A 21,521-nucleotide genomic window follows, 5' to 3' on the forward strand; every position below is an offset into this window, starting at 1 on the left:
CGGGGGATTGGGGGCGATTATAGGGGGCGGGTTTGCTAGGCAAATAGGCGGGCCGTTCGATAGTAATCATCGATGTGATCGATGAAAGGTGCTCGATAGAGCGTCTGGCATTGATATGTGCATTGGCGTCATCGCGGGGCACAGGTACCCCACTGTCCATGAGAACAGCGGTGAACCTGTGTGTGGGCTTGCCCCGCGATAGGGCCCTACCTGCCAGCCCATTCTCTGAGGCATGAGGTTGTTATTGAGGGCCTCATGGCGGGACAAGCCCGTTCCTACAGGTACCGCGCCGTCCATGAATACCGTGGTGCGCCTGTTATTTTTTGCCGTTGAACCACTTGCGAGGCCGCCATTGCACAGGCATCGCATAGCAGTGCAACAACATCGCGGCGATGCATATCCAGATGACCGAGGTGTGGTCGTAGAGAAGGCTTGGGTAATGGCCGAAAAATAGCAGGTGCTCAGTTTCTGCATACCGCAAGTAGTAGGTCAGGAAGAACACGTTGTAGGCGAGGGCTCCTGAAAATCCCAGGAAGGAGAACCGCTCTCCCGATAGCTTGGTTCGAAGAAAATAGGCGAGTGAGACCGAGGTGGTCACACCTAGAAGGAAAAGGAAATAGGTCACTTGTTTAGCTCTACGTAGACTTGCTCCCCTGTCATCATGTCGATGCCTATCTCGAACACCAAGGGACCCGTACCCATTACCTTATGAGCGCGAACCTTATCCGCTTCTAGGTACCTGAATAGACGCCACGCCCCAGGCTTGAGCACCAGACGAAACAGTCCATAAATAGAAAGACCCAGGTCACCAACACCATAGGCCACGTTTCCTTGAGCGTGTGTGCCACCCGCGAATGCCGACAACTGTTGATATCCCTCTCGAACAGGACCGGTGCTGTCATTGCGGCCGAGGGCGATATTTCGACCGTTCTCGTACATGTTATTCAGACCATGCAACATCATAGGTAGCCCTGCTAAGCCACAGGCAACACCCGCAGTCATTTGACAAACTGCAACCCCTGTGCCGACCTGAAGGGCGCCCGAGGTAAATCCGGCAATGAGACGAAGGTACTCAATAACCTGTTGCCCCAGAGCAATACGCTCAGCCTGAATGGCTGCCATGCCCTCGGCAGGTGTTTTAGCGCCATGTTGAACCTCATCCACGATCGTTTTGCCTACATACGCCACTTCCTGTGTGAACTGCATGCGCAGTACATCATCATCCACGTAGCGTGCGCCGATTTCACATGCATAGTGCGTAAGCTCCGCCGCAGCATGACTGACTTCCCAGAAGTCCGCGTTGCTGGGGGAGTGGAGTTTGTTCGAGCTATTCATAATCCCCCCACGAGGCGTAGCCACTTGTACCGGAGATGTGATGGTGCCAATCGATATCGCTGTAGCGGATAGCCAGGTATTCCTGAGCATCTTGTCCGTTCATGTAGATGGAGTGAGGCATTTCCAACCTCTGATCGACGATCAGTCCCCCTGCAAGGCGCATGCTGAAATACCGCTCATGCCTTCCAGTACGGTTGATGCGATAGAAGTTTATTTCACACTTGAGCAGTTCGCGGGAATTAAGGGCTGCTGCCAGAAGTGGCGTGGCCTTGTCGATATGCTTGGTAATCAGTATCGGGCGATGTGTTATTCGTTGGGTATTGCCAGGATTGGAGAGGTTGTGGCTGAAGGCTAGTACCATGATTTCATCCAGGTGGTCGCTCTGACAGCGATTGCCCATGGACTCTTCCGTGGAGCAGCCGGCTGATATCAGCCCTTGGCGAGCACCCGTTATCGATATGTAGCCATGATAGGACATGGTGTGAGCTCTCTGTAAGCGAAGCTCGCAGCTATATAGGGTGTTCGTGTTTTTGTATGTCAGACGTGTCTGAAATTAAATGCTGGGGATCGACTTGGAGATGGGTTGTAGGGGGTGGATCAATTGCTGGCCGCTACAGGCGCACCGCTATTCATGAAAACGGCGTTACACCTGTGGGAGCGGGCTTGCCCCGCGATCACGGGCAACGCCCGTGCCATGCACCGCGTTGTCTATCAGTGGGTTCAACCCTCACCCGACACCTGCGCCAAAAAACCTGCAATCAATGTCGCCACCTGCTGTTGAATCAATTCCCGCGAACGGCCGCCGTCACCATCCCCGCAGATGATGCCGTCACCTGGCACGGCCTCTTCAAGCACCGCCACCGCACCCGGTTTGCACACCGCCATGAAGCTGAAATGGCTGGCGTCACTGATTTCGACGTAGCGGCTGGACGCTTTCGGCAGGCGTTCGGCCAGGTTGGCGGACTCCAACCGAGCGGGCAGTTCCTGTGACGGCACCCCGGCGGCGATCACCAACGCGGGCACCGGCAGCGCCGCAAGGCTTTCATCCGTCAGCCCGCGCGACAGCCCCAGGTCCAGGGTGACCACCGCGGTTACCCGCTTATCACGCAGGTCGGCGGCCAGCCCTGAGGTATTGGCGGGGTTCATCCGCTGGTAGACGCTGCAACTGGACAACTGCGGGTGGGCTTTGCAGTCACGGGCGAAGCGGTCTGGGTCGAACCGCGCACCGGCGAGCTCCATGGCGGTCCAGCCGCCGAGTGAGTGGCCCACCACGGCAATTCGGCGTGGCGCGACCTGGCCGAATTTCTCCGGTTGCAGGGTGACCGCTTCGATGGCCCGGCTCAGGTCGACCGGCCGTTGCCACAACTGCGCTGCGGCGTGTGGGCTGCGGTCACGGCTGGTGCTGCCAGGATGATTGACGGCCGCCACGATGTAACCCTTGTGCGCCAGCGCGCTGGCAAGCCAAGCCTGGTTGCCCCAGTTGCCACCGAAACCGTGGGACAGCACGACCAAGGGGTGTTCGCCTGCTGCTGGTGGTGTGTCACGAACCGCAGATGCACCTACGAACACCACGGAGTCGGCAATCAATTGTGGGGCCGCGCGGGTGGCGCTGGGGTACCAGACGACCATCTCCAGGGCGCGGTCATTATGCGGGTCGGGCAGGGTGGCGGACTGGAAGCCGATAGGGTGGTCGTCGGCCAGTGCGCTGGCACTCAGGCAGAGCAGAACGAGCGCGGCGAAAGCGGTTTTCATCGTGGTTATCTTCCTTGAATAGATAAACGTATCGCGATGTGCGAGGGCAGGTTGCGCGGCCTTTCTTGTATAGGGCTAACGTACGCTGAGAAACCAACAAGCGTGAGGACTTGCTCTCCCGCTTCCTTCGCGTCAGTGGCTCTCATTGATCGGCGCGCTTGCGCTATCGACCTGAACGGACGCGAGAAAAAGCTCGCTCTCCCGGTTGGAGCGCAGGCGAACGACGCGGCATGTCGGCGGTGCTGTCGCCAAGAGCTGCTCCAGCTTGTCGCGTGCCGATGTTCGGGTCTTCCACATGAAGCTGAAAAACTCGGGAAGGTTGCCAATCAGCTCTGGACAGTGCTCTGGAAGGTCAGGACGGGTACGGCCTCGCTGGGTCAGCGTTCTGCACAGCACGCGCCAGAACCGAAGCATTGACGAGCGATCGATCCATATCAATAGGTCTGCCCGGGCGATGCGGTTGTCCCATGTGGTCGAGTGGCCACCTTCGAATATCCACTGCTCACGCGCTTCGACTTCGTGGCAAAGACGCGTTTTTTCGTCCCGGCTACGCTCTACCCACCCAGGCTGCCAATGAATGGTGTCGATGTGGACGACCGGTAGGCCTGTACGCTCGCCCAACTGGCGAGCCAGGGTACTTTTCCCTGACCCAGGTTGCCCGACGATCATGACCCGTTGCATCAAAAGCTCCTTCTTTCTGTGCCAAAGCAACGCGTGGCGCGATCAGTTCACCAGAGGCAGGGTTTCATCCACGCTGGCCTGCTCAGCCAGTTTCAAGCGCTCCGCCTTGCAGATGTACTTGGGCTTGTTTTTAGGCGCCAGCTTGGCGCTTGCCTTTTTGGCGTGGGCTTTCAACAGTTGGTTGATTTTCTTGCGGCGGTTCATGCTTTCGCTTCCAGTGGACGGGGTCATGGCGATGTGCTGCAAAGGTCCAGTCGGCGCGAACAGTACAGTAATCCCCGGTCGTTTTGGCAGGATTCTGTAGACGCGGGCTCACCCCGCGATCACCGGCAACGCCCGTGAAGTTCATCACGTTGCCTGCCTCCCTTCTACTGCATTGCAAACCGCCTCCATCTCCCTATAATTGCGATCAATTCTTATCCGCACCTCATCATCAGGAAGATCCAGGTGTCCTACCCTCAGCCGCCCGCGTCCTCCCCCCATGACGACATGCACGCCCTGTATCGTGACCACAGCCAATGGCTGCAAGGCTGGGTGCGCAGGCGCCTGGGTGATGCGGACCGAGCGGCCGATATCACCCAGGATACTTTCCTGCGCCTGCTCAGCAGCGCGCTGCGCCAGCCCTTGGCGGAGCCACGCAGCTTCCTGGCCACGGTGGCCCGGCGGGTGATGATCGACCAACTGCGCCGGCGCAACCTGGAGCAGGCGTACCTGGAGTTCCTGGCCAGCCAGCCGTTGCTCGAGGAGTGCTCCCCCGAGCAACGCCTGCTGATGCTGGAAACCTTGATGCAACTGAACACCATGCTCGACGGGCTGGGCCAGAAGGTGCGCGACACCTTCCTGTACGTGCAACTCGATGGTCTGACTTACCCAGAGGTCGCGCAGCGCCTCGGTGTGTCGGTCAGTTCCGTGACCAAGTACATGGCCAAGGCGACCGAGCGTTGCCTGTTGTTCGCGTTCGATGCGCAACTATGAACCCCTCCGAGCAACGCCAGGCCCTGCGTGAGGCGGCGCAATGGCATGCGCGCTTGCACGCGGCGCCCGACTGCGCGCAGCAGCGCTTGCAGTGGCAAGCCTGGCTCGAACAATCCCCCCTGCACGGCTGGGCCTGGGCGCGCCTGGAGCAGTTGCAGGCCGGCCTTGCCGGCGTACCCGGCCCGCTGGCCCGGCATACCCTCGCTGCCGGGCAGCTCGGGCCGGGGCGGCGCACGGTGCTCAAGGGCCTGGTGCTCGGCCTGGGGGTAGCGGGGGTGGCCTGGACGGGCTACCACGACTCGCCGCGCTGGCTCGCCGATGCGCGCACCGCGAAGGGCGAACGCCGCAGCCTGCAACTGGATGACGGCACGCGCCTGACGCTCAATACGGCCTCCGCCGTGGATATCCGCTACAGCGCGGCGCAGCGCCTGATCGTGCTGGTCGAAGGCGAAATCGCCGTTCACACCGCCCCCGACCCACGCCCGCTTCGGGTGCGCACGGTGCATGGCGACATGCGTGCCTTGGGGACTCATTTCACGGTGCGGCTGCTGGACGAGCGCACCGAGCTGACAGTCATAGAGCACGCCGTCGCGGTGCGCAACGCTGCCAGCGAGCGTGAGGTGCGGGTCGACGCCGGCATGGCCCTGGCCTTCGACAATGGCCCGCTGGCCGCGCCACGCCCGGACGACCTGGCCCGCACGGCGTGGCGCGAAGGGCGCCTGGTGCTCGACGGCTGGCCGCTGCGCCGCGCCCTGGTGGAATTGCAGCGCTACCGTCCCGGCGTGCTGAGCTGCAGCGACGAAGTGGCCGGGCTGCGCCTGGCGGGGGTGTTCCCCTTGGACGACACCGACCGCGCCCTGGTGGCGATCGCCGAGGCGCTACAGCTCAAGGTCCACAGGTTCACACGCTTGTGGGTCAGGTTCACTGCCGCCACGTAATAGGGGTAGGTGAAAAAATTCGCATTTGCATTGTCGGATTGGCCGTGCTCGTTCGAGCTCTCCTGCAAACCGCCCAAACAGGCATTTGAAGGAGCTGTCATGCCTAGAACGACGATCTGCCCATTCCCACGCCGCAAACACCTCACGCGCCTGCTGCTTGGCGGCGCGATCGTGCTGCATGCCGGGCTACTGGCCCCGCTGTGGTCGGCGCACGCCCAAGCCCAGGCCGAGCAGGCCAGCCGCGTCTACGACATCGCCCCAGGGCCATTGGTCACCACCCTGAATCGCTTCGCCCGCGAGTCCGGGGTGCTGCTGTCGTTCGACGCGGCGCTGACCCAGGGCCGGCAAAGCGGGGGGCTGCGAGGCCGCTTCAGCCTCGAACAGGGGTTTGCCCAACTGCTGGCCGGCAGCGGGCTGCAGGCCGTGCGGGTGGGGAACGACTGGGTGCTGGCGACCCAGGCCGAGGCGGGTTCGGCGCTGCAACTGGGGGCCACCCGCATCACGGGTGAAAGCCTGGGCCTGACCACCGAGGGCAGCGGCGCCTACACCACCGGCGCAACGGCCGCCGCCACGCGTCTGGACCTGAGCCTGCGCAAAACTCCGCAGTCGGTCAGCGTGGTGACCCGCCAGCAGATGGACGACCAGAACCTGCAAAGCGTTTCCGATGTCCTCAAGCAAACGCCCGGCATCACGGTCAACCAGGAAAGCTCCGAGGCCTTCACCTTTTATTCGCGCGGCTTCAAGCTGGAAAACTACCAGTTCGATGGCGTCCCCAGCCTGTCTTCAGACGGTGGCTCGTTGCGCGACAACTACAGCATCGGCAACAGCCTGATCTACGACCGTGTCGAGGTGCTCAAGGGCGCGACCGGCCTGGTCAACGGCGCCGGTAACCCCTCGGGGGTCATCAACCTGGTGCGCAAGCGCCCGACCGGCGAGCTGCAAGGCCATATCGGTGCGGGCGCAGGCTCCTGGGACAAATACCAGGCCGACGTCGACCTCGGCGGCCCCTTGACCGACAGCGGCAGCCTCCGTGGCCGCATGGTCGCGGGCACCCAGTCCCAGCACAGTTATGTCGATTACCTGACCGGCGAACAGAACACCTTCTACGGGGTGCTGGAAGCCGACCTGAGCGAAAGCACCCTGTTCACGGTCGGCTACGACGTGCAGAAAAACTATGACAACGGCAGCACCACCGGTGCCTTGCCTGCGTTCTTCCTCGATGGCCGCACGGTCAGGTTCGACCGTCACAGCAACGCCGCCGACCGTTGGACCTGGCGCAACCAGGAAACCCAGCGGGCCTTCGTGGAGCTGGCGCACAGCTTCGACAACGAGTGGTTGATCAAGGGCGTCGTCAGCAGCCGAGACTATCGCTCGCGCGAGCTGATCTCGGGGATCAGCAGCGAGGCCATACAGGCCGACGGCAGCATTTCCCATGGTTTCATCGGTGGCAACATCGACCCCGACAGCGGTGACGTGAACACCCTCGGCACCGCGAGCAAGTTCAACACCACCAGCAAGGAAAAGGGCCTGGACCTGTATGCCCGCGGCCCATTCTCGCTGGGGGGGCGCACGCACGAGGCGGTGTTCGGCTACAGCATCGCCCACACCGAATCCACCTCCAAGCGTGACGACGGCATCACCAATGGGGTGATCGACGATGTGTTCCAGTGGGACGGTTACGGCGATACCCCGAGGGATTTCGAATGGTGGTCGACCTTCGATATCGAAGCCCGGCAGAAGGTTGGCTTCGCGGCCACCATCCTCAAGCCGACGGACGCGCTGGCGGTGATCCTGGGGGCACGGGTCGTCGACTACAAATGGGGCATCGATACGATCAACGCCATTGGTCGGCGCCTGCCGGCGAGCGCCACCAACTCCAGCGAAATCGTGCCTTATGCCGGCGTCACCTACGACCTGGACGCCTACCACACGGTCTATGCCAGCTACACCGATATTTTCAAACCGCAGGCCTACAACCTCGGCCCGGACGGCAAGCCCGTCGACCCGCTGACTGGCGAAAGCTATGAGGTCGGCATCAAGGGCGCCTACTTCGACAACCGGCTGAATGCCAGCCTGGCGCTGTTCGAGCTCAAGCAGGACAACTTCGCCGTGCTCACCGGTGGTGCCACGCCGAGTGGTGGCAGCGCCTATCGAGCGGAGCAGGGCGTCACCACCCGTGGCGTCGAGCTGGAAGTGAACGGCGAACTGATGAAAGACCTGCAAGTGATGGCGGGCTACACCTTCGCCGAGTCGCACAATGCGGACGGCCGGCGGGTGGCGACCAACCAGCCGCAGCACCTGCTCAAGCTGGCGACCAACTACCGCTTGCCGGGCGATTGGCACAAGTTCACCGTGGGCGGCAATGCCTACTGGCAGAGTTCGACCTTCTTCAGGCCAAGCGACGAGGACTGGTACCCGGTCGACGACCCGTCGGCCAAGTTCGAGCAGAAGTCCTACCTGCTGGTGGGGCTGGTCGGCGGGTATGATTTCACTCGCCAGTTGAAGGCGACGGTCAACGTCAACAACCTGTTCGACAAGCACTACTACAGTGGTATCGGCAACTACGGCACGGTCTACTGGGGCGCGCCGCGTAACGTGATGTTCAATGTGAAGTACAGCTTCTAGGCGGTTGCCTGGCTATCGTCGATGGCCTCATCGCGAGGCAAGCCCGTTCCAACAGGTACAGCGTCGTTTTCGAATGCGGCGTGTTACCTGTGGGAGCGGGCTCGCTCCGGTTCTACACCCGCGATGGCGCTGGATCAGTCAGCGCATCATCCTAATGACGGGGAGGTCATCGCGGGCCTCTGGAGACCGTGCTCAGCTGTTCTCCACCGGCTTGTAAGCCCCCCCATAGCCATCCCCGACCATCCAGACGATATTCCCGCTGTCATCGACCCACTCCGACGGCTTCAGCGAATACTTGTAGTCCTCCGACCGCCGATTGTTCCCATCACCCACGTAGTCCGGGTGATCCTTGCGGTTATCGCTTCGAATGCTCGACCGCGCATCCCACTCTTCCTTGCGGAAATCGAAGATGCTCCGATCCCCCGGCGCATCGCGCTGCCCCCAGTCCGACAAGTACGTCTGCAACCACACATACGCCTCATCGCCCTTGGGCTTGAGCAAGCCATCCTGCTTGAAGTCCTGGATCTGGTCCCAGTTCTGCAACGAGATCTTGTGCAGCTTGGCCGACTTGATATCCCCCAGGATCGCACCCACGATCGAGAACACCCCGGAGAACAGGAAGCCAACCGGCCCGAGCAATGGCACCAGTCGCCCGGTTGTGCCCAACACCCCGGCCACGCTACCGGCGGCCCCCACCAGGCTGCTCACACCGCCCGCCACCGACAGCGAACCGGAGGCGATCTTGATCGGGTCTTTCTCGCGCACACCATCACGAATGGTCAGGCCACCGGTGACCACGCTGATCACCCCACCCACCACATCCGCGCCGGCGCCAATCACCTTGATCGCGCTACCGGCGAAACGCGCCACCTTGCCGGCCCCCATCACTCCGCCACGCTTATCGATCCCGCTCTCGATACCTTCGTGCAGCTTGGTCATCGAGGCCTCGTCGAATGGCTGGCCGTTGAGCGCCTTGCTCACGTCCTTACCGTCGGCCATGGCGTCGTCGATGATGTTGTAGTACTGGTTATGCACGTCCTGCAGTGAGCGTGGCACGCTGTCCGGCGCGGTGGCAGGCTTGCTCCAGATCAACGGCACCGAGCGGTCCAGGCCCATCAGCTTGTAGGCATTGGTGCCGAACGCTTTGTCGAAGACCTTGGTGCCGAGGGTGGCGAAGTGCGAGCCGGTGCTGAGGAAACCGATGAAGTCGTTGGCGATGCCTACCCGTTCGCGTGGGGTGTCGGCGAGGCTGCCGCCCTTGCCGACCAGCTGGTAGATCGCCCGGCCCAGGGAGATCGCGCCGCCCATCGAACCGAGCACGCCGTTGTCGCTGAGGAAGGCCACCGCCCTGGTGAAGAGGCCACGGTTTTCGGCGCTCAGGTGCGGCATCAGCTCGGTGCTGAGGGCTTTGTTGATGTCATCGAGGGTGATGGTGCCGTTCTTCTGCCAGGCGTCGCCCAGCGACGCCATCACCTTGCCGAAGTCGGTGGCGGCGTCCTTGTCTTTGACCAGCATCTCCACGAACTTCTCGTAGGTCGCCAGCGAGCGCCGCGGGATACCGTCCCCGCTGGCCTTGAGCGCCTGGAGAATCAGCAGCGCCTGGTCGGTGGTGGCCAGGGCGGTGTTGTCGTCGGAGATCTTGCTGGGGTCGGCGATGAGCTTGTCCACCTCCATGGTGTAGCCGTCGATCTGCAGGTTCTGCAGGAACTCGTCGGCCTTGGCCGGGTCGATGTCGGCCAGGCTGGCGTAGGCGCTCTGGATTTCGCGGGTGGCCAGCTCCGTCTGGCCGCTGGCCTGGAGGTCGTTGATGTACTTGACGAAGGCATCGGAGGAGGTGCTGTCGAGCAGTTTCTGGCGGGTTTCGTCGACCTTCGCCGAGCCACCCTCGACCTTGGCCAGGGCGCCGTCGTGCTTGGCCTTGAGGTCGTTGACGATGGTTTCGTTGCCGAGCAGTTCGCCGATCTGCGCGTCGATGTTCTTGACGTCGAAGATCTCGTCGCGCACATCGCGCGAGGTGACGGTGACCGGGTCGGTGGCGCTGCCGTGGTTGCCGAAGCCATGCTCGGGGATGATCTGCATGCCGTGCTCGGACATGCTCTTGGCTTCCAGCGCGCGGACGAACTTGGCGCGGGGGTCGTCCTTGGCGATGCTGCCGTCCTTGATGCCGGCACGGTACTCGTCGACCAGGTCTCTCACCGCCAGGTCGCGCACCGACAGGGGCTGGCCGTTCTCGTCCTTCTCGGTGGTCGGCAGTTCGTCCACCGTCACCTCCTTGAGCGGCGGCAGGCCGTGGTCGGCGCGCAGCTTGTCGACGTCGGTGATCTGCTCGGCGATGGTGGTGCGGTAGGAGGAGATCTGGTCGAACATCTGCGGGTTGTCGAACTGCGAGACGATGATCTTCTGTTCCTCGCCACCGGGCTTGCGCTGGGTGAAGGCGATCAGGCCGGGGCCATAATCGCCGACGCCGCCGACGCTCATGATGTCCTCGGTGGACGGCAGGTAGTCGTCGGGGCCGGCCTTGCTGTAGCCGTCGGCCTTGGCCTTCTCGATGCCGGCGAGGGTCTGGCCCTTGGCGGTGTATTCGAGGAAGGCCTCGGGGGCGATGTCCTTGGACACCACCACGAGCTTGCCGTCGTTCTGGGTGACCACCACGATGCCGTCGGTGGGGCTGTCGATCTTGCTGATGTCGCCCATGCCCAGGGTGCCTTCGGTGCGGCTTTGCAGGTGCTGGTCGGGCAGCTTGTGGGCGTTCTTGATGTAGTCGAAGGCGGGGGTGCCCTGGGTGCTGTCCAAGGCGTGCAAGAAGCTGTACAGCTGGCTGCCGCGGTTCTCCGGAGCAGGCTGGTTGGCGGCGGCGGAGGGCACGCTGTCGAGCGCGTCGTAGCCACGGTCGTGGGCGGCGGCGTCGTCGCGGCTGATCATGTACTTGTGGCCGTCGTGCTCGAAGAGGATCACCCCGGTGTCCTTGTCTTCGGACACCACCTTGAGCTTGTCGACGTCCAGCCCGCCGGGCAGGCCGGTGACCTGTTCGTAGCCCTGGGCCTTGCCGTCGGCGAGGGCCTCCTTGGTCTTGCCGGCGCCTCTGTAGGCCTCGAACGCCTCGGGGGTGATGCCCTTGGCGATGATCACTTCCTTGCCGCTGGTGAGCGTGACCTTGAGCACGCCGTCGGCGGGCTGTTCGACCTTGTCGATGTTCTCCAGCAGGAACTGCCCGTCGTCCTTGCGCAGCAGTTCCTGGTCGGGGTTGGCCAGGCTGTCCTTGATCACGTCGTAGGCGGGGGTGCCCTGGGTTTCGGCGAGGCTGTCGAGCAGGTTGTAGAGCTGCGTGCCGTGGTCCGGGCCAACGGGGTCGCGGGTTGGCACGGCGTGGCCGAAGCGCAGGTTCTCGAACGTTTCGAAGCCGGGTTGGGCGTCTTGGGCGGCCTTTTCGCTGATCTGGTACTTGTTGCCGGCGTGCTCGAAGTAGATCACTCCGGCTTCGCTGTCCTTGGCCACCACCTTGAGGGTGTCGATGTCGAGCTTCTCGGGCAGCTCGGTGATGTCCTTGTAGCTGTCGGCGTCAGCGGGTTTTTGCGTATCGGCCTTGGGCGCGGCGTGGGTGCTGGCCAGCACCTTGGGCTTGAGCGTCTTTTCGCCGTCCGCCGGTTGTGGGACGCCTGCCGCCAGGCGGGCCTGGTTCAGCACTTTCTCGAAGAAGCCGCTGGCGGGGGTGTCCGATTTGCCACTGGGGGCAGGTTTCGCTTCGGGTGGGGTGATCATCGCACGGTCCGTGTTGGGGGACGGCGGCAAGACGCAGACCGACGGCGCGGCAGGCCGCGTCGCCCGACAGGCACGCTGCGCGGCCGCTATCGAGGTTCATGGAACCTCGATCGTAGGCGACCTTACCCGGTGAACCGCGAAACCTTGGCAAGTTTCAACAAGGTTTCACGTGTGTGAAGCTTGTGTGTTGTTGATCAGCCGTTCCTGGCGGCGCTGGTCCCAGGGTTGGCTGCTGCGCTTGAGCAGCTCTGGCACGGGCTCGTTGGCCAGTTGCGAAAGGTTGGCGGCGATGCGCCCGGCCCAGAACCGCGCGCCCTGGGCATTGGCCTCGTTCATCGCCAGGTTGAGCAGGGCCATGGCCTGGTCGCGTTGCGCGGGCTTGTCGGGGCGAATCAGCAACTGGGCCTTGATGCGCAGCAACTCGGGGCGGAACCAGTGTTCTTCGCGGGCCTCGGTGATGGCCAGGGTCTGCTCGATGATCTCCACTGCCAGTTGATCCAGGCCCAGCATGGCCAGGCCCTGCGCGTATTCGCTGCGCACCAGGCTGTACAGCGGGCTGTCGCCGATGGCGTGCAACTGGTCGAGGGCCTCGCCAAGGCCGCGCACGCCTTCCGCGGCGGCGCCTTGGCGAATCAGCAGAATGTGCTCGAAGCAGCGCACGAACAGGCGCCATACCGGCAGGTCCTGCTCGCCGAGGCTGTCTTTGAGGCGGGTGAGGAATTCGCGGCTGCGCTTTTCATGGCCGACCAGCAGGGTGATCGGGATGGCGCTCAGGCTCAGGCTGTACCACAGGCTGGCCGGGTGGTGCAGGGCCATGGCGGCGTCGACGTTGGCTTCGAGGGTGAGCAGCGCCTGGCCGACCTGGCCTTGCAGTAGCTGGATCTGCGCCTTCAGCGAACGGGCGGCGATGCCTTGGTCGAAGTGGCTGTCGATCACGTGGGCCGGCGGCATCAGCGGGAAGCTCAGGGCTTCGCTGATGGCCTGGCGCGCGCCTTCCAGCTTGGCCATGTGGAACAGCGGCGTGGCGCGCATGCGCCGGCCCAGCAGGCGCCGTTCGAGGCGGTTGGTGCGTTCGCTGAGGTGCACGTAGCGGTCGGCCAGCGCCAGCGCCTGGGGGTGCTGGTTGCAGCAGCAGTGGTCGTGCCACAGGCCCCACAGGCCGCGCAGTTCGTGTTCGCTGTCGCCGAGCGCCTGGGCGTCGTCGATGACCTGCTGCCAGGCCTGGCGGATGGCTGGCCCGGCGCCGTGGGTCAGGGCCATGACGCTGGCCGCGATGGTGTTCAGCAGCATGCGCTGGCGGGTGCTGACGGCGGCGAAGTGCAGGCCGCTGTCGACCCAGCGGTGGCATTCGTCGATCAGCGACAGGCGCAGCCACAACGGTACGCTGGCCAGCACCAGGTCGACGCCGAGGGTCGGGTCGCCCTGGTCACCGAAGCACCAGCTCAAGGCGCTGCGCACGCAGTCGATGGCCGGGCCGTGGAGGGCCAGCCAGGCGTCGGTGCCCATGCGTTCGAGGTCTTGCGTGGCGCGGTGCTGCTCGCTCAGCGTGTAGGCAGCGTGGCGCTGGGCGGTGGCGCGGGTTTCCTGGTGCTGGTCGAGCTTGTGCGCGGCGTACAGGCGCACGGTATGCGGCAAGCGGTAGCGCTTGACCTGCGCGCCGGTGCTGGCCTCCAGCAGCGATTTGTCGAGCAGGCTTTCCAGCAGCCAGGCGGAGTCCTGGTACTGGCCGGGGCACACGTCGACCACGGCCTTGGCCGCGGCCAGGGTGAAGGCGCCGCTGAAGATCGACAGCTGGCGCAGCATGGTCTGTTCCTTGGCGCAGAGCAGGGCGTGGCTGACGTCCAGTGCGGCGTCCAGGGTGCGGTGACGGGGTTGGGCAGTGCGTCGGCCAGTCATCTGCAGACGGAAGCCGCCGTCGAGCAGCTCCACCAGGTAGGCCAGGCCGAAGGCGCGCACGTGGCAGGCGGCGATCTCGATGGCCAGCGGGTTGCCGTCGAGCTTGCGACAGATGGCCACGGCGGCTGGCACGTCGGCGTCGCTGAAGGTGAAGTCGCTGTCCAGCATGGCGGCGCGTTGCACCAGCAGTTGCACGGCGGGGCTGGCCTGGGCGTCGGTCGCACTCAGCAGGTGATCGTTTGCGCCGACCGGCAAGGGCGCCACGGCGCGGATGAATTCGCCTTCGGCGTGCAGCGGTTCGCGGCTGGTGACCAGCACGTGGCAACCCGGTGCCTGGCGCAGCAGGGCCTCGACGACGCGGGCGGTGTCTTCCAGGGCGTGGCAGCAGTTGTCGAGCATCAACAGGTGCGGGGCATTGCCCAGGGCTTCGGCCAGCGTGGGCAGGGCATCGTTGCCCGGCGCCAGGCCCAGGGCCGTGGCGACCTGTTGGGCCACCGGGGCGCTGTCGCTACCGAGGTCGACGAAGGTGCGGCCCTGGGGGAAGTGCGTGGCCAGGGTATTGGCCAGGGCCAGCGCCAGGCTGGTCTTGCCGATGCCAGGGCTGCCGGTGAGGGTCACCAGGCGGCGTTCGCGCAGCTCCTCGGCCAGGGTTCGCAAGGCCTGCTCGCGGCCGAGGACGCTGGTGGCCGGGCAGGGCAGGCAGGTCTCGACCTTGGCAGGGGCGATGGCTTGCACGCTGGCTTCGCGCACGCTCACGGGGGCGACGAAGCGGTAGCCGCGACCGGGCACGGTGACGATGTGGGTGAAGTCGCCCTCATCGCCCAGCACCCGGCGCAGGGTGGTCATCTGCGCGCGCAGGTTGCACTCCTCAACGACGACCTTGGGCCACACCAGCGCCAGCAGTTCGTTCTTTTCCAGCAACTCGCCGCTGCGGCTGGCCAGGGTCACCAGCAGTTGCAGGGCGCGGCTGCCCAGGTGCACCGGCTCGCCATGCTTGAACAGCAGTTGCTGCTGGGGGTAGAGCACGAAGGGGCCGAAGCAGAGGGCGTTTTCCGGGTCAGGCGTGTCCAGGGCATCCAGGGTGACTATCTTTCCGGGCTGGGTTCTGTTGAGGCGCATGATTAAACCTTTATGAATTAGTTAGTTATTGGCGATCAGGGGGCTCGCCTTTTTATGGTTCACATGTACAGAAAAACGGCATTATCCGGAGTAATAGTTTCTGTCTTGGTTTCGCGGTCTCTCGATAATGGATAGCTATATGCCATGCCCGCCGTCATCACATATTCATGTTGTGCACAATAAGTGTCCGGTCGAGGCGGGTGGGGCAAAAGCGCGGGCAAGTATCGTGCCATGGATATAACTTCATCTAGGAAATGGGCGGTGTAGAACTTTCGAGGAAGTTGATGACGATATAACTTCAGGGATGTTTTGTTCGGGTTTCCGACTGCGCGCGGGTGGGGGTGTTCGGAAAGCCGAATGCGTAACGCGGTGGTGGCTGTCCAAGTGTTGCCAGAGTGGCCTTGGGGGAGGCTGCGGGGGGGCGGCGTTCGTGGCTTGCAGGGTCATGGTCTAATGCACGTCTGGCGGCCTGGCGGTATTTCGCCGTTGCCGGGTCTCGGGGGGCCGGTGAGTGCTGTTAGATACTGCGCGAGAGGGTTTATTTCGTGGCGACAAACCGCCATTGCGGGGTTTGTGACAGGGATCTCAGAAGTGAGTGGCTGTAGCAGAAAACAACAACTTGGAAGCGTATGTTCTTCGCCCGATTTTTATCGGCGGAAGTTCATGTGCCCGTGATTGTTGGGTGAAAGCGGTTATTGGAGTAATTGCTCGATTGTTTGCGGATGTTAGTGGTGTGGGTGGGGTGGCGGTAATCCGCCAGGGGCACCGACTGGCCCTTATCGCGGGGCAAGCCCGCGATAAGGCCGCTACGCGCCGTCACCGTGGCGACAACAGGTCGGCCAGTTGCATCGCCCGGTAGATCTCCCGGCGCATGCGGTCAGCCACCGCATTGACCACCTCGGCGCCATCCTGTGACGGGTCCACGTGCACCCGGAACGGCCGCTGGCCATGGGGCAGCCCCACCACGCGCACGATCTCCCGTGCGACCTGCGCCGGGTCGGCATCGGCCGGCTCCAGCTGCGCCAGGCCCTGGAGCGCCTGTTCGGCGACCCCGGCATAAGGCCCGTTCAGGTACGCCGCGGCCACTTCGCTATCTGCTGGCGCGCCGGCATGGGCGAAGTGGTTGGTCCCTTGGGTAAAGGCCCCCGGCACCATGATCGTGGTCTCGATGCCCCAGCGCGACAGCTCGGTGGAATACGACACCGCCAGCGCATCCATCGCCGCCTTGGCTGCGAAGTACGGCGCCAGGAACGGCGGAGTACCGCCACGGGTCGACGACGAGCCCACCCACACCAGCAAACCCTTGCCCTGCTGGCGCAGGTGCGGCAGCGCGGCGCGGTTGACCCGCTGGGTGCCGAGCACGTTGACGTCGTACTGCTGCATCAGTTGCTCCGGGGTGAACGCCTCGGTGGGGCCGAACACCATGTGTCCGGCGTTGTGCACCAGCACGTCCAGGCGCCCGGCCTCGGCCAGCACCTGGCCGAGGGCGGCGTCGTTGGAAGGCTGCGACTGCACGTCCAGCTCGACGGTGCGCAGGTCGGCGCCGTGTTCCCGGGCCCAGTGGGCCACTTCCTCGACCCGGGCGGCGTTGCGCCCAGTGGTGTCGCGCATCGAGGCATAGACGCAGTGGCCGGCTTGGGCCAGGGCCTTGGCGGTCATCAGGCCGAAGCCCGAAGACGCACCGGTGATGAGGATGACATCAGGCATGACGATACTCTCCGATCAGCTCAGGGAAGGGCAGGCCCGCGCTGCGGGCCTGGGCTTCAGGCCGTGAGGAAACGCTTGGGCACGTGGTGCGAGACCCAGCCGGCGGCCGAGCCGAGGGTGCCGGCGCCGGCCAGGTGGGCGAGGCTTTCCAGCGAGGGCTCCAGGTGTGCGGCGAACCACGCCACCAGGCCGAGGAAGTAGCCCAGCAGGTTGTTCAGCACCGGCAGGCCGCGCAGGCCCACCACCAGCACCGCGACCGTGAACACCACCAGCGGCACCGCCAACAGTGGCCCGAGGGTCGGGGCGAGCAGGCCGATGACACTGGCGGCCACTGCGCCAAGGGTCAGGCCCAGCCACACGCAGCCAAGGTTCTCCAGGGTCGAACGGGTGGTCAGGCCACGGCTGAAGAAGGCGATCCAGCCGATGAACATGGCCCACACTGGCACGCCCAGGGCCAGGGCGCTGGCCGAGGCCAGCGCGGCGGTGACGGCGGCCACCAGGGTGATGGCGAGGTAGGCGCGGGGCGAGGCGGATGAATGGCTCATCTTGGCAACTCCTCTATCAAGCCACGCCGCCGTTGGCGCGCAGCACCTGGCCGTTGACCCAGCCGCTGTCGGGGCCGGCGAGGAAGGCCACCACACCGGCGATGTCGTCTGGCTGGCCGAGGCGCTCCAGGGGCGGCATCTTGGCGAAGGCCTGCACCTGCTCCTCGGTCTTGCCGTTGAGGAACAGCTCGGTGGCCACCGGGCCGGGGGCCACGGCGTTGACGGTGATGCGCCGGCCGCGCAGCTCCTTGGCGAACACCCGGGTGAAGGCTTCCACCGCCGCCTTGGTGCCGTTGTAGATGGCGTAGCCGGGGAGGTTCAGGGCCAGGGTGGTGCTCGACAGGTTGATGATCCGCCCGCCGTCGTTCAGCGCGGTGGCGGCGGCGCGCAGGGTGTTGAATACGCCCTGGGTATTGATGGCGAAGTTCTGTGCGTAGAGCTCGTCGCTGGTCTGGGCCAGTGGGGTGGCCTTGAGCATGCCGGCGTTGTTGACCAGCACATCGATGCGGCCCAGTTGCCGTTCGACGGTGGTGAACAGGGTTTGCACCTGGCCGGCGCTGGCGACGTCGGCCTTGAGCGCGATGGCCTTGCCACCGGCCTGGGTCAGCTCGGCGACCAGCGCCTCGGCTTCGGTATGGTTGTTGGCGTAGTTGATGGCCACGGCGAAGCCGTCGCGGGAGAGGCGGCGGGCGATGGCGGCGCCGATGCCGCGTGAGGCGCCGGTGATCAAGGCTACGGGAGTGGTCATGGTGGGCTCCTTCGGGTGAGGGGTGGTGGAAGGAGTGTGTACTGTTCGTTGGTTGAGATAATTAGGGGTAAATTGCAATCAATGTTTCATTTGCGTTAATAGTTGCCGCTCCGCAGCCCCCTTCACATAGGAAACCCCATGGATCGCTTCCAGGAAATGCAGGTGTTCGTGCGCATCGCCGACCGCCGTAGCTTCTCCCAGGCCGCGGAGGACCTGCAGATCCCCCGCGCCACGGTCACCAACCTGATCAAGCGCCTGGAGCAGCGCCTGGGCGTGCGCCTGCTCGAGCGCACTACCCGTCACGTACGCCCGACCCACGACGGCGAGGCCTACTACCAGCGCTGCGTGCGCCTGCTCAGCGACCTCGAGGAAACCGAAAGCGCCTTTCGCAACGCGCCGCCCAAGGGCCTGCTGCGGGTCAACCTGCAAGGCACCCTGGCGCGCTATTTCGTGGTCCCGGCGCTGGGCGAGTTCCTGGCCCGCTACCCGGACATCACCCTGCACATCGGCGAGGACGACCGCCTCGTCGACCTGGTCCGCGAGGGCGTGGACTGCGTGCTGCGCGCCGGCGCCCTGCAGGACTCGTCGCTGATCGCCCGACAGATCGCCAGCCTCGAGCAGGTGACCGTGGCCAGCCCCGCCTACCTCGCGCAGTACGGGACCCCTGCCAGCCTCGACGACCTCGACCGGCACTTCGCCGTGGCCTATATGTCCAGCGCCACCGGTCGTGCCCTGGGCCTGGACTTCCAGGTGGGCCGCGAGGTGGTCGAACGCCAGTTGCAGGCCAAGGTCTCGGTGACCGGCGCCGACCTCTACACCGGCGCCGCGCTGTCAGGGCTGGGGCTGGTGCAGGTGCCGCGCTACCGCATCGCCGAAGAACTGGCCAGTGGGCGCTTGCGTGCGGTATTGCAGCACACGCCGCCGCCGGCAATGCCGGTGTCGGTGGTGTACCCGCAGAGTCGCCAGCTGTCGGCGCGGGTGCGGGTGTTCACCCAGTGGCTGGCCGAGTGCCTGGCACGCACGCGCTGAGCGTTTCGATCAACCCCAGGCAGCGTTGCACCCTCGGGCTCAGGTCGCCCAGGCGGCGGCTGAGGATGATCGGGCTGACCGCGCCGGGGTCGCGCACGTCCGCGTAGGCGATGTCCGGGCGATGCTGCTGCTGCACCGAGGCCGGCGCCAGGGTCACGCCCAGGCCGGCGGCGACCAGGCCCAGCGCGGTCTGCAGTTCGTTGGTCCACTGGCTGACGCGCACGCTCAGGCCATGGTGGGCGAACAGCGCGAGGATATGGTCGGCATAGCTTGGGCGTGGGTTGGCGGGGTACAGCACGAACGGCTCGTCGGCCAGTTGTTCCAGGGCCAGTGCCGTGCCGGCCAGCGGGTGGCCTGCGGGCAGCACGGCCACCAGTGGGTCTTCGTACAGCACCTGTTGGACGATGGCCGCATCCTCGATGCGGATGCGCCCGAAGGCGATGTCGATACGCCCGCTCTTGAGCGCCTCGACCTGCTGCACCGTGGTCATCTCGTTCAGCCCCAGTTGCAGCTCGGCGTCGCGGCGCAGCTCGCGAATCAACGCAGGCAGCACGCCATAAAGGGTCGACGGGGCGAAGCCGATACCCAGCCACTGGCGCTGGCCCTGGCCGATGCGCCGGGTGTTGTCGCTGATCTGCTCCAACTGGCGCAATACGGTACAGGTCTGCTCGTAGAAGAAGCGCCCGGCCTCGGTCAGGCGCAACGGGCGTTCGCGCAGCACCAGCAGGGTGCCGAGCTGGTCTTCCAGCTGGCTGATCTGCCGGCTCAACGGCGGTTGGGCCATGTGCAGCAGCTCGGCGGCGCGGGTGAAATTCAAGGTTTCGGCGAGCACCTTGAAGTAGCGCAGGTGACGGAGTTCCATCAGACCTCCAGGGTATGGTGGGAGATTCATTTGATATTGGACCGGCCGACGGCGATCGCGCAATCCTTGGTTGCATAAGTGAACCCACGGGATGTACCGACCGATGAGCAATGCCCTGATCGAGCGCCTGGAGACGTTTATCGTCGACCTGCCGACCATCCGCCCGCACAAGCTGGCGATGCACACCATGCAGCAGCAGACGCTGGTGATTCTGCGCCTGCGTTGCAGCGACGGCGTCGAGGGTATCGGCGAGGCCACCACCATCGGTGGCCTGGCCTACGGCTATGAAAGCCCCGAAGGCATCAAGGCCAACATCGACGCGCACCTGGCGCCGGCGCTGATCGGCCTGCCGGCCGACAACATCAACGCGGCCATGCTCAAGTTGGACAAGATCGCCAAGGGCAACACCTTCGCCAAGTCGGGCATCGAAAGCGCGCTGCTCGACGCCCAGGGCAAGCGCCTGGGCCTGCCGGTGAGCGAGCTGCTCGGCGGGCGCGTGCGCGACAGCCTGGAAGTGGCCTGGACCCTGGCCAGCGGCGACACCGCCCGCGACATCGCCGAAGCCGAGCACATGCTGGAGATCCGCCGCCACCGCCTGTTCAAGCTGAAGATCGGCGCCAACCCGCTGGAGCAAGACCTCAAGCACGTGGTGGCGATCAAGCGTGAGCTGGGCGAACGCGCCAGCGTGCGGGTCGACGTCAACCAGTACTGGGACGAGTCCCAGGCGATCCGCGCTTGCCAGGTGCTGGGCGACAACGGCATCGACCTGATCGAGCAGCCGATCTCGCGCATCAACCGTGGCGGCCAAGTGCGCTTGAACCAGCGCAGCCCGGCGCCGATCATGGCCGACGAGTCGATCGAGAGCGTCGAGGACGCCTTCAGCCTGGCCGCCGACGGTGCCGCCAGCATCTTCGCCCTGAAAATCGCCAAGAACGGCGGCCCCCGCGCCGTGCTGCGCACCGCGCAGATCGCCGAGGCCGCTGGCATCGCCCTGTACGGCGGGACCATGCTCGAAGGTGCCATCGGCACCCTGGCTTCGGCCCATGCCTTCGTCACCCTGCGCCAGCTGACCTGGGGCACCGAGCTGTTCGGCCCGCTGCTGCTGACCGAGGAGATCGTCAGCCAGCCGCCGCAGTACCGCGATTTCCAACTGCACGTGCCGCGCACCCCGGGCCTGGGCCTGGAGCTGGACGAAACCCGCCTGGCGCGCTTCGCCCGCCGCTGAACCGACTGCCACTCAAGGAGAGCCACCATGCTGTTCCACGTGAAGATGACCGTGAAATTGCCGGTCGACATGGACCCGGCCAAGGCCGCGCAACTGAAGGCCGACGAGAAGGAACTGGCCCAGCGCCTGCAACGCGAAGGCAGCTGGCGCCACCTGTGGCGCATCGCCGGGCACTATGCCAACTACAGCGTGTTCGACCTGCCTAGCGTCGAGGCGCTGCACGATACCCTGATGCAGCTGCCGTTGTTCCCGTACATGGAGATTGAGATCGACGGGCTGTGCCGCCACCCTTCGTCGATCCGCGACGACGACCGTTGAGCTGCAC

The 21,521-nt window shown here is 64.6% G+C and carries 18 protein-coding genes; 6 read left to right on the plus strand and 12 right to left on the minus strand.

Annotated features, from left to right (window positions below):
• Positions 1-316: 316 nt before the first annotated feature.
• The 6 genes from P0Y43_RS20510 to P0Y43_RS20535 form a co-directional block, all read right to left on the minus strand.
• Entirely contained in the window at positions 317-625 is a 309-nt protein-coding gene (locus P0Y43_RS20510) for a hypothetical protein (protein ID WP_275639098.1), read from the minus strand.
• The gene (locus P0Y43_RS20515; protein ID WP_275639099.1) at positions 622-1,335 is read right to left on the minus strand and encodes a DUF4225 domain-containing protein; all 714 of its coding nucleotides are present in this window, start codon (positions 1,333-1,335) and stop codon (positions 622-624) included. The genes P0Y43_RS20510 and P0Y43_RS20515 overlap by 4 nt, the downstream gene beginning before the upstream one ends.
• Positions 1,328-1,813 (minus strand): Hcp family type VI secretion system effector, encoded by a 486-nt coding sequence (locus P0Y43_RS20520; protein ID WP_275639100.1) that lies wholly within the window; start codon positions 1,811-1,813, stop codon positions 1,328-1,330. Before P0Y43_RS20520 ends, P0Y43_RS20515 begins: the two co-directional genes overlap by 8 nt.
• Before the next feature lie 242 nt (positions 1,814-2,055).
• On the minus strand, positions 2,056-3,087 hold the full coding sequence (locus P0Y43_RS20525; protein WP_275639101.1) for an alpha/beta hydrolase family protein: 1,032 nt from the start codon (positions 3,085-3,087) through the stop codon (positions 2,056-2,058).
• 132 nt (positions 3,088-3,219) lie between these two features.
• Entirely contained in the window at positions 3,220-3,768 is a 549-nt protein-coding gene (locus P0Y43_RS20530) for an AAA family ATPase (RefSeq protein ID WP_275639102.1), read from the minus strand.
• Between the two features lie 42 nt (positions 3,769-3,810).
• Complete coding sequence (locus tag P0Y43_RS20535; protein WP_275639103.1) at positions 3,811-3,972, minus strand: DUF2986 domain-containing protein; 162 nt, start codon at positions 3,970-3,972, stop codon at positions 3,811-3,813.
• A gap of 243 nt (positions 3,973-4,215) precedes the next feature.
• Here P0Y43_RS20535 and P0Y43_RS20540 point away from each other — a divergent pair, with 243 nt between their 5' ends.
• The 3 genes from P0Y43_RS20540 (at position 4,216) to P0Y43_RS20550 (ending at position 8,306) form a co-directional block, all read left to right on the plus strand.
• A complete protein-coding gene (locus tag P0Y43_RS20540; RefSeq protein ID WP_430540269.1) occupies positions 4,216-4,743 on the plus strand; it encodes a sigma-70 family RNA polymerase sigma factor in 528 nt (175 codons plus the stop codon).
• On the plus strand, positions 4,740-5,681 hold the full coding sequence (locus P0Y43_RS20545) for a FecR domain-containing protein (protein WP_275639104.1): 942 nt from the start codon (positions 4,740-4,742) through the stop codon (positions 5,679-5,681). Before P0Y43_RS20540 ends, P0Y43_RS20545 begins: the two co-directional genes overlap by 4 nt.
• A gap of 99 nt (positions 5,682-5,780) precedes the next feature.
• Positions 5,781-8,306 carry a TonB-dependent siderophore receptor gene (locus P0Y43_RS20550; protein WP_275639105.1) on the plus strand — a complete coding sequence of 842 codons (2,526 nt, stop codon included), beginning with the start codon at positions 5,781-5,783 and terminating at the stop codon, positions 8,304-8,306.
• 192 nt (positions 8,307-8,498) lie between these two features.
• Here the strand turns inward: P0Y43_RS20550 and P0Y43_RS20555 are convergent, their stop codons facing one another.
• From P0Y43_RS20555 to P0Y43_RS20575, 5 genes are all read right to left on the minus strand, one after another.
• On the minus strand, positions 8,499-12,065 hold the full coding sequence (locus tag P0Y43_RS20555) for a hypothetical protein (protein ID WP_275639106.1): 3,567 nt from the start codon (positions 12,063-12,065) through the stop codon (positions 8,499-8,501).
• Positions 12,066-12,230: 165 nt separating this feature from the next.
• Positions 12,231-15,080 (minus strand): ATP-binding protein, encoded by a 2,850-nt coding sequence (locus P0Y43_RS20560; protein WP_275639107.1) that lies wholly within the window; start codon positions 15,078-15,080, stop codon positions 12,231-12,233.
• A gap of 816 nt (positions 15,081-15,896) precedes the next feature.
• Positions 15,897-16,787, minus strand: coding sequence for an SDR family oxidoreductase (locus P0Y43_RS20565; protein WP_275639108.1), 891 nt, complete (start codon positions 16,785-16,787; stop codon positions 15,897-15,899).
• Positions 16,788-16,843: 56 nt separating this feature from the next.
• Positions 16,844-17,332, minus strand: a complete 489-nt coding sequence (locus P0Y43_RS20570; protein ID WP_275639109.1) for a DUF1097 domain-containing protein — start codon at positions 17,330-17,332, stop codon at positions 16,844-16,846.
• Between the two features lie 16 nt (positions 17,333-17,348).
• Positions 17,349-18,080 carry an SDR family oxidoreductase gene (locus P0Y43_RS20575; RefSeq protein WP_275639110.1) on the minus strand — a complete coding sequence of 244 codons (732 nt, stop codon included), beginning with the start codon at positions 18,078-18,080 and terminating at the stop codon, positions 17,349-17,351.
• A 138-nt stretch (positions 18,081-18,218) separates the two neighbouring features.
• Here P0Y43_RS20575 and P0Y43_RS20580 point away from each other — a divergent pair, with 138 nt between their 5' ends.
• Positions 18,219-19,109: a LysR family transcriptional regulator gene (locus tag P0Y43_RS20580; protein WP_275639111.1), complete on the plus strand. Its 891-nt coding sequence runs from the start codon at positions 18,219-18,221 to the stop codon at positions 19,107-19,109.
• Here P0Y43_RS20580 and P0Y43_RS20585 read toward each other — a convergent pair.
• On the minus strand, positions 19,069-19,971 hold the full coding sequence (locus P0Y43_RS20585; RefSeq protein WP_275639112.1) for a LysR family transcriptional regulator: 903 nt from the start codon (positions 19,969-19,971) through the stop codon (positions 19,069-19,071). The genes P0Y43_RS20580 and P0Y43_RS20585 overlap by 41 nt on opposite strands.
• 103 nt (positions 19,972-20,074) lie before the next feature.
• Here P0Y43_RS20585 and P0Y43_RS20590 point away from each other — a divergent pair, with 103 nt between their 5' ends.
• Both P0Y43_RS20590 and catC read left to right on the plus strand, forming a co-directional pair.
• Positions 20,075-21,196: a muconate cycloisomerase family protein gene (locus P0Y43_RS20590; protein ID WP_275639113.1), complete on the plus strand. Its 1,122-nt coding sequence runs from the start codon at positions 20,075-20,077 to the stop codon at positions 21,194-21,196.
• Positions 21,197-21,223: 27 nt separating this feature from the next.
• A complete protein-coding gene (catC, locus tag P0Y43_RS20595) occupies positions 21,224-21,514 on the plus strand; it encodes a muconolactone Delta-isomerase (RefSeq protein WP_275639114.1) in 291 nt (96 codons plus the stop codon).
• Positions 21,515-21,521: the final 7 nt, after the last annotated feature.

The organism is Pseudomonas entomophila (assembly GCF_029193575.1).
Lineage (GTDB): Bacteria > Pseudomonadota > Gammaproteobacteria > Pseudomonadales > Pseudomonadaceae > Aquipseudomonas > Aquipseudomonas entomophila_G.

Coding starts and splice junctions, on each gene's coding strand:
- P0Y43_RS20515 (WP_275639099.1), bottom strand. CDS start 1,335: ATGAATAGCTCGAACAAACTCCACTCCCCCAGCAACGCGGACTTCTGG.
- P0Y43_RS20520 (WP_275639100.1), bottom strand. CDS start 1,813: ATGTCCTATCATGGCTACATATCGATAACGGGTGCTCGCCAAGGGCTG.
- P0Y43_RS20525 (WP_275639101.1), bottom strand. CDS start 3,087: ATGAAAACCGCTTTCGCCGCGCTCGTTCTGCTCTGCCTGAGTGCCAGC.
- P0Y43_RS20530 (WP_275639102.1), bottom strand. CDS start 3,768: ATGCAACGGGTCATGATCGTCGGGCAACCTGGGTCAGGGAAAAGTACC.
- P0Y43_RS20535 (WP_275639103.1), bottom strand. CDS start 3,972: ATGAACCGCCGCAAGAAAATCAACCAACTGTTGAAAGCCCACGCCAAA.
- P0Y43_RS20545 (WP_275639104.1), top strand. CDS start 4,740: ATGAACCCCTCCGAGCAACGCCAGGCCCTGCGTGAGGCGGCGCAATGG.
- P0Y43_RS20550 (WP_275639105.1), top strand. CDS start 5,781: ATGCCTAGAACGACGATCTGCCCATTCCCACGCCGCAAACACCTCACG.
- P0Y43_RS20555 (WP_275639106.1), bottom strand. CDS start 12,065: ATGATCACCCCACCCGAAGCGAAACCTGCCCCCAGTGGCAAATCGGAC.
- P0Y43_RS20560 (WP_275639107.1), bottom strand. CDS start 15,080: ATGCGCCTCAACAGAACCCAGCCCGGAAAGATAGTCACCCTGGATGCC.
- P0Y43_RS20565 (WP_275639108.1), bottom strand. CDS start 16,787: ATGCCTGATGTCATCCTCATCACCGGTGCGTCTTCGGGCTTCGGCCTG.
- P0Y43_RS20570 (WP_275639109.1), bottom strand. CDS start 17,332: ATGAGCCATTCATCCGCCTCGCCCCGCGCCTACCTCGCCATCACCCTG.
- P0Y43_RS20575 (WP_275639110.1), bottom strand. CDS start 18,080: ATGACCACTCCCGTAGCCTTGATCACCGGCGCCTCACGCGGCATCGGC.
- P0Y43_RS20580 (WP_275639111.1), top strand. CDS start 18,219: ATGGATCGCTTCCAGGAAATGCAGGTGTTCGTGCGCATCGCCGACCGC.
- P0Y43_RS20585 (WP_275639112.1), bottom strand. CDS start 19,971: ATGGAACTCCGTCACCTGCGCTACTTCAAGGTGCTCGCCGAAACCTTG.
- P0Y43_RS20590 (WP_275639113.1), top strand. CDS start 20,075: ATGAGCAATGCCCTGATCGAGCGCCTGGAGACGTTTATCGTCGACCTG.
- catC (WP_275639114.1), top strand. CDS start 21,224: ATGCTGTTCCACGTGAAGATGACCGTGAAATTGCCGGTCGACATGGAC.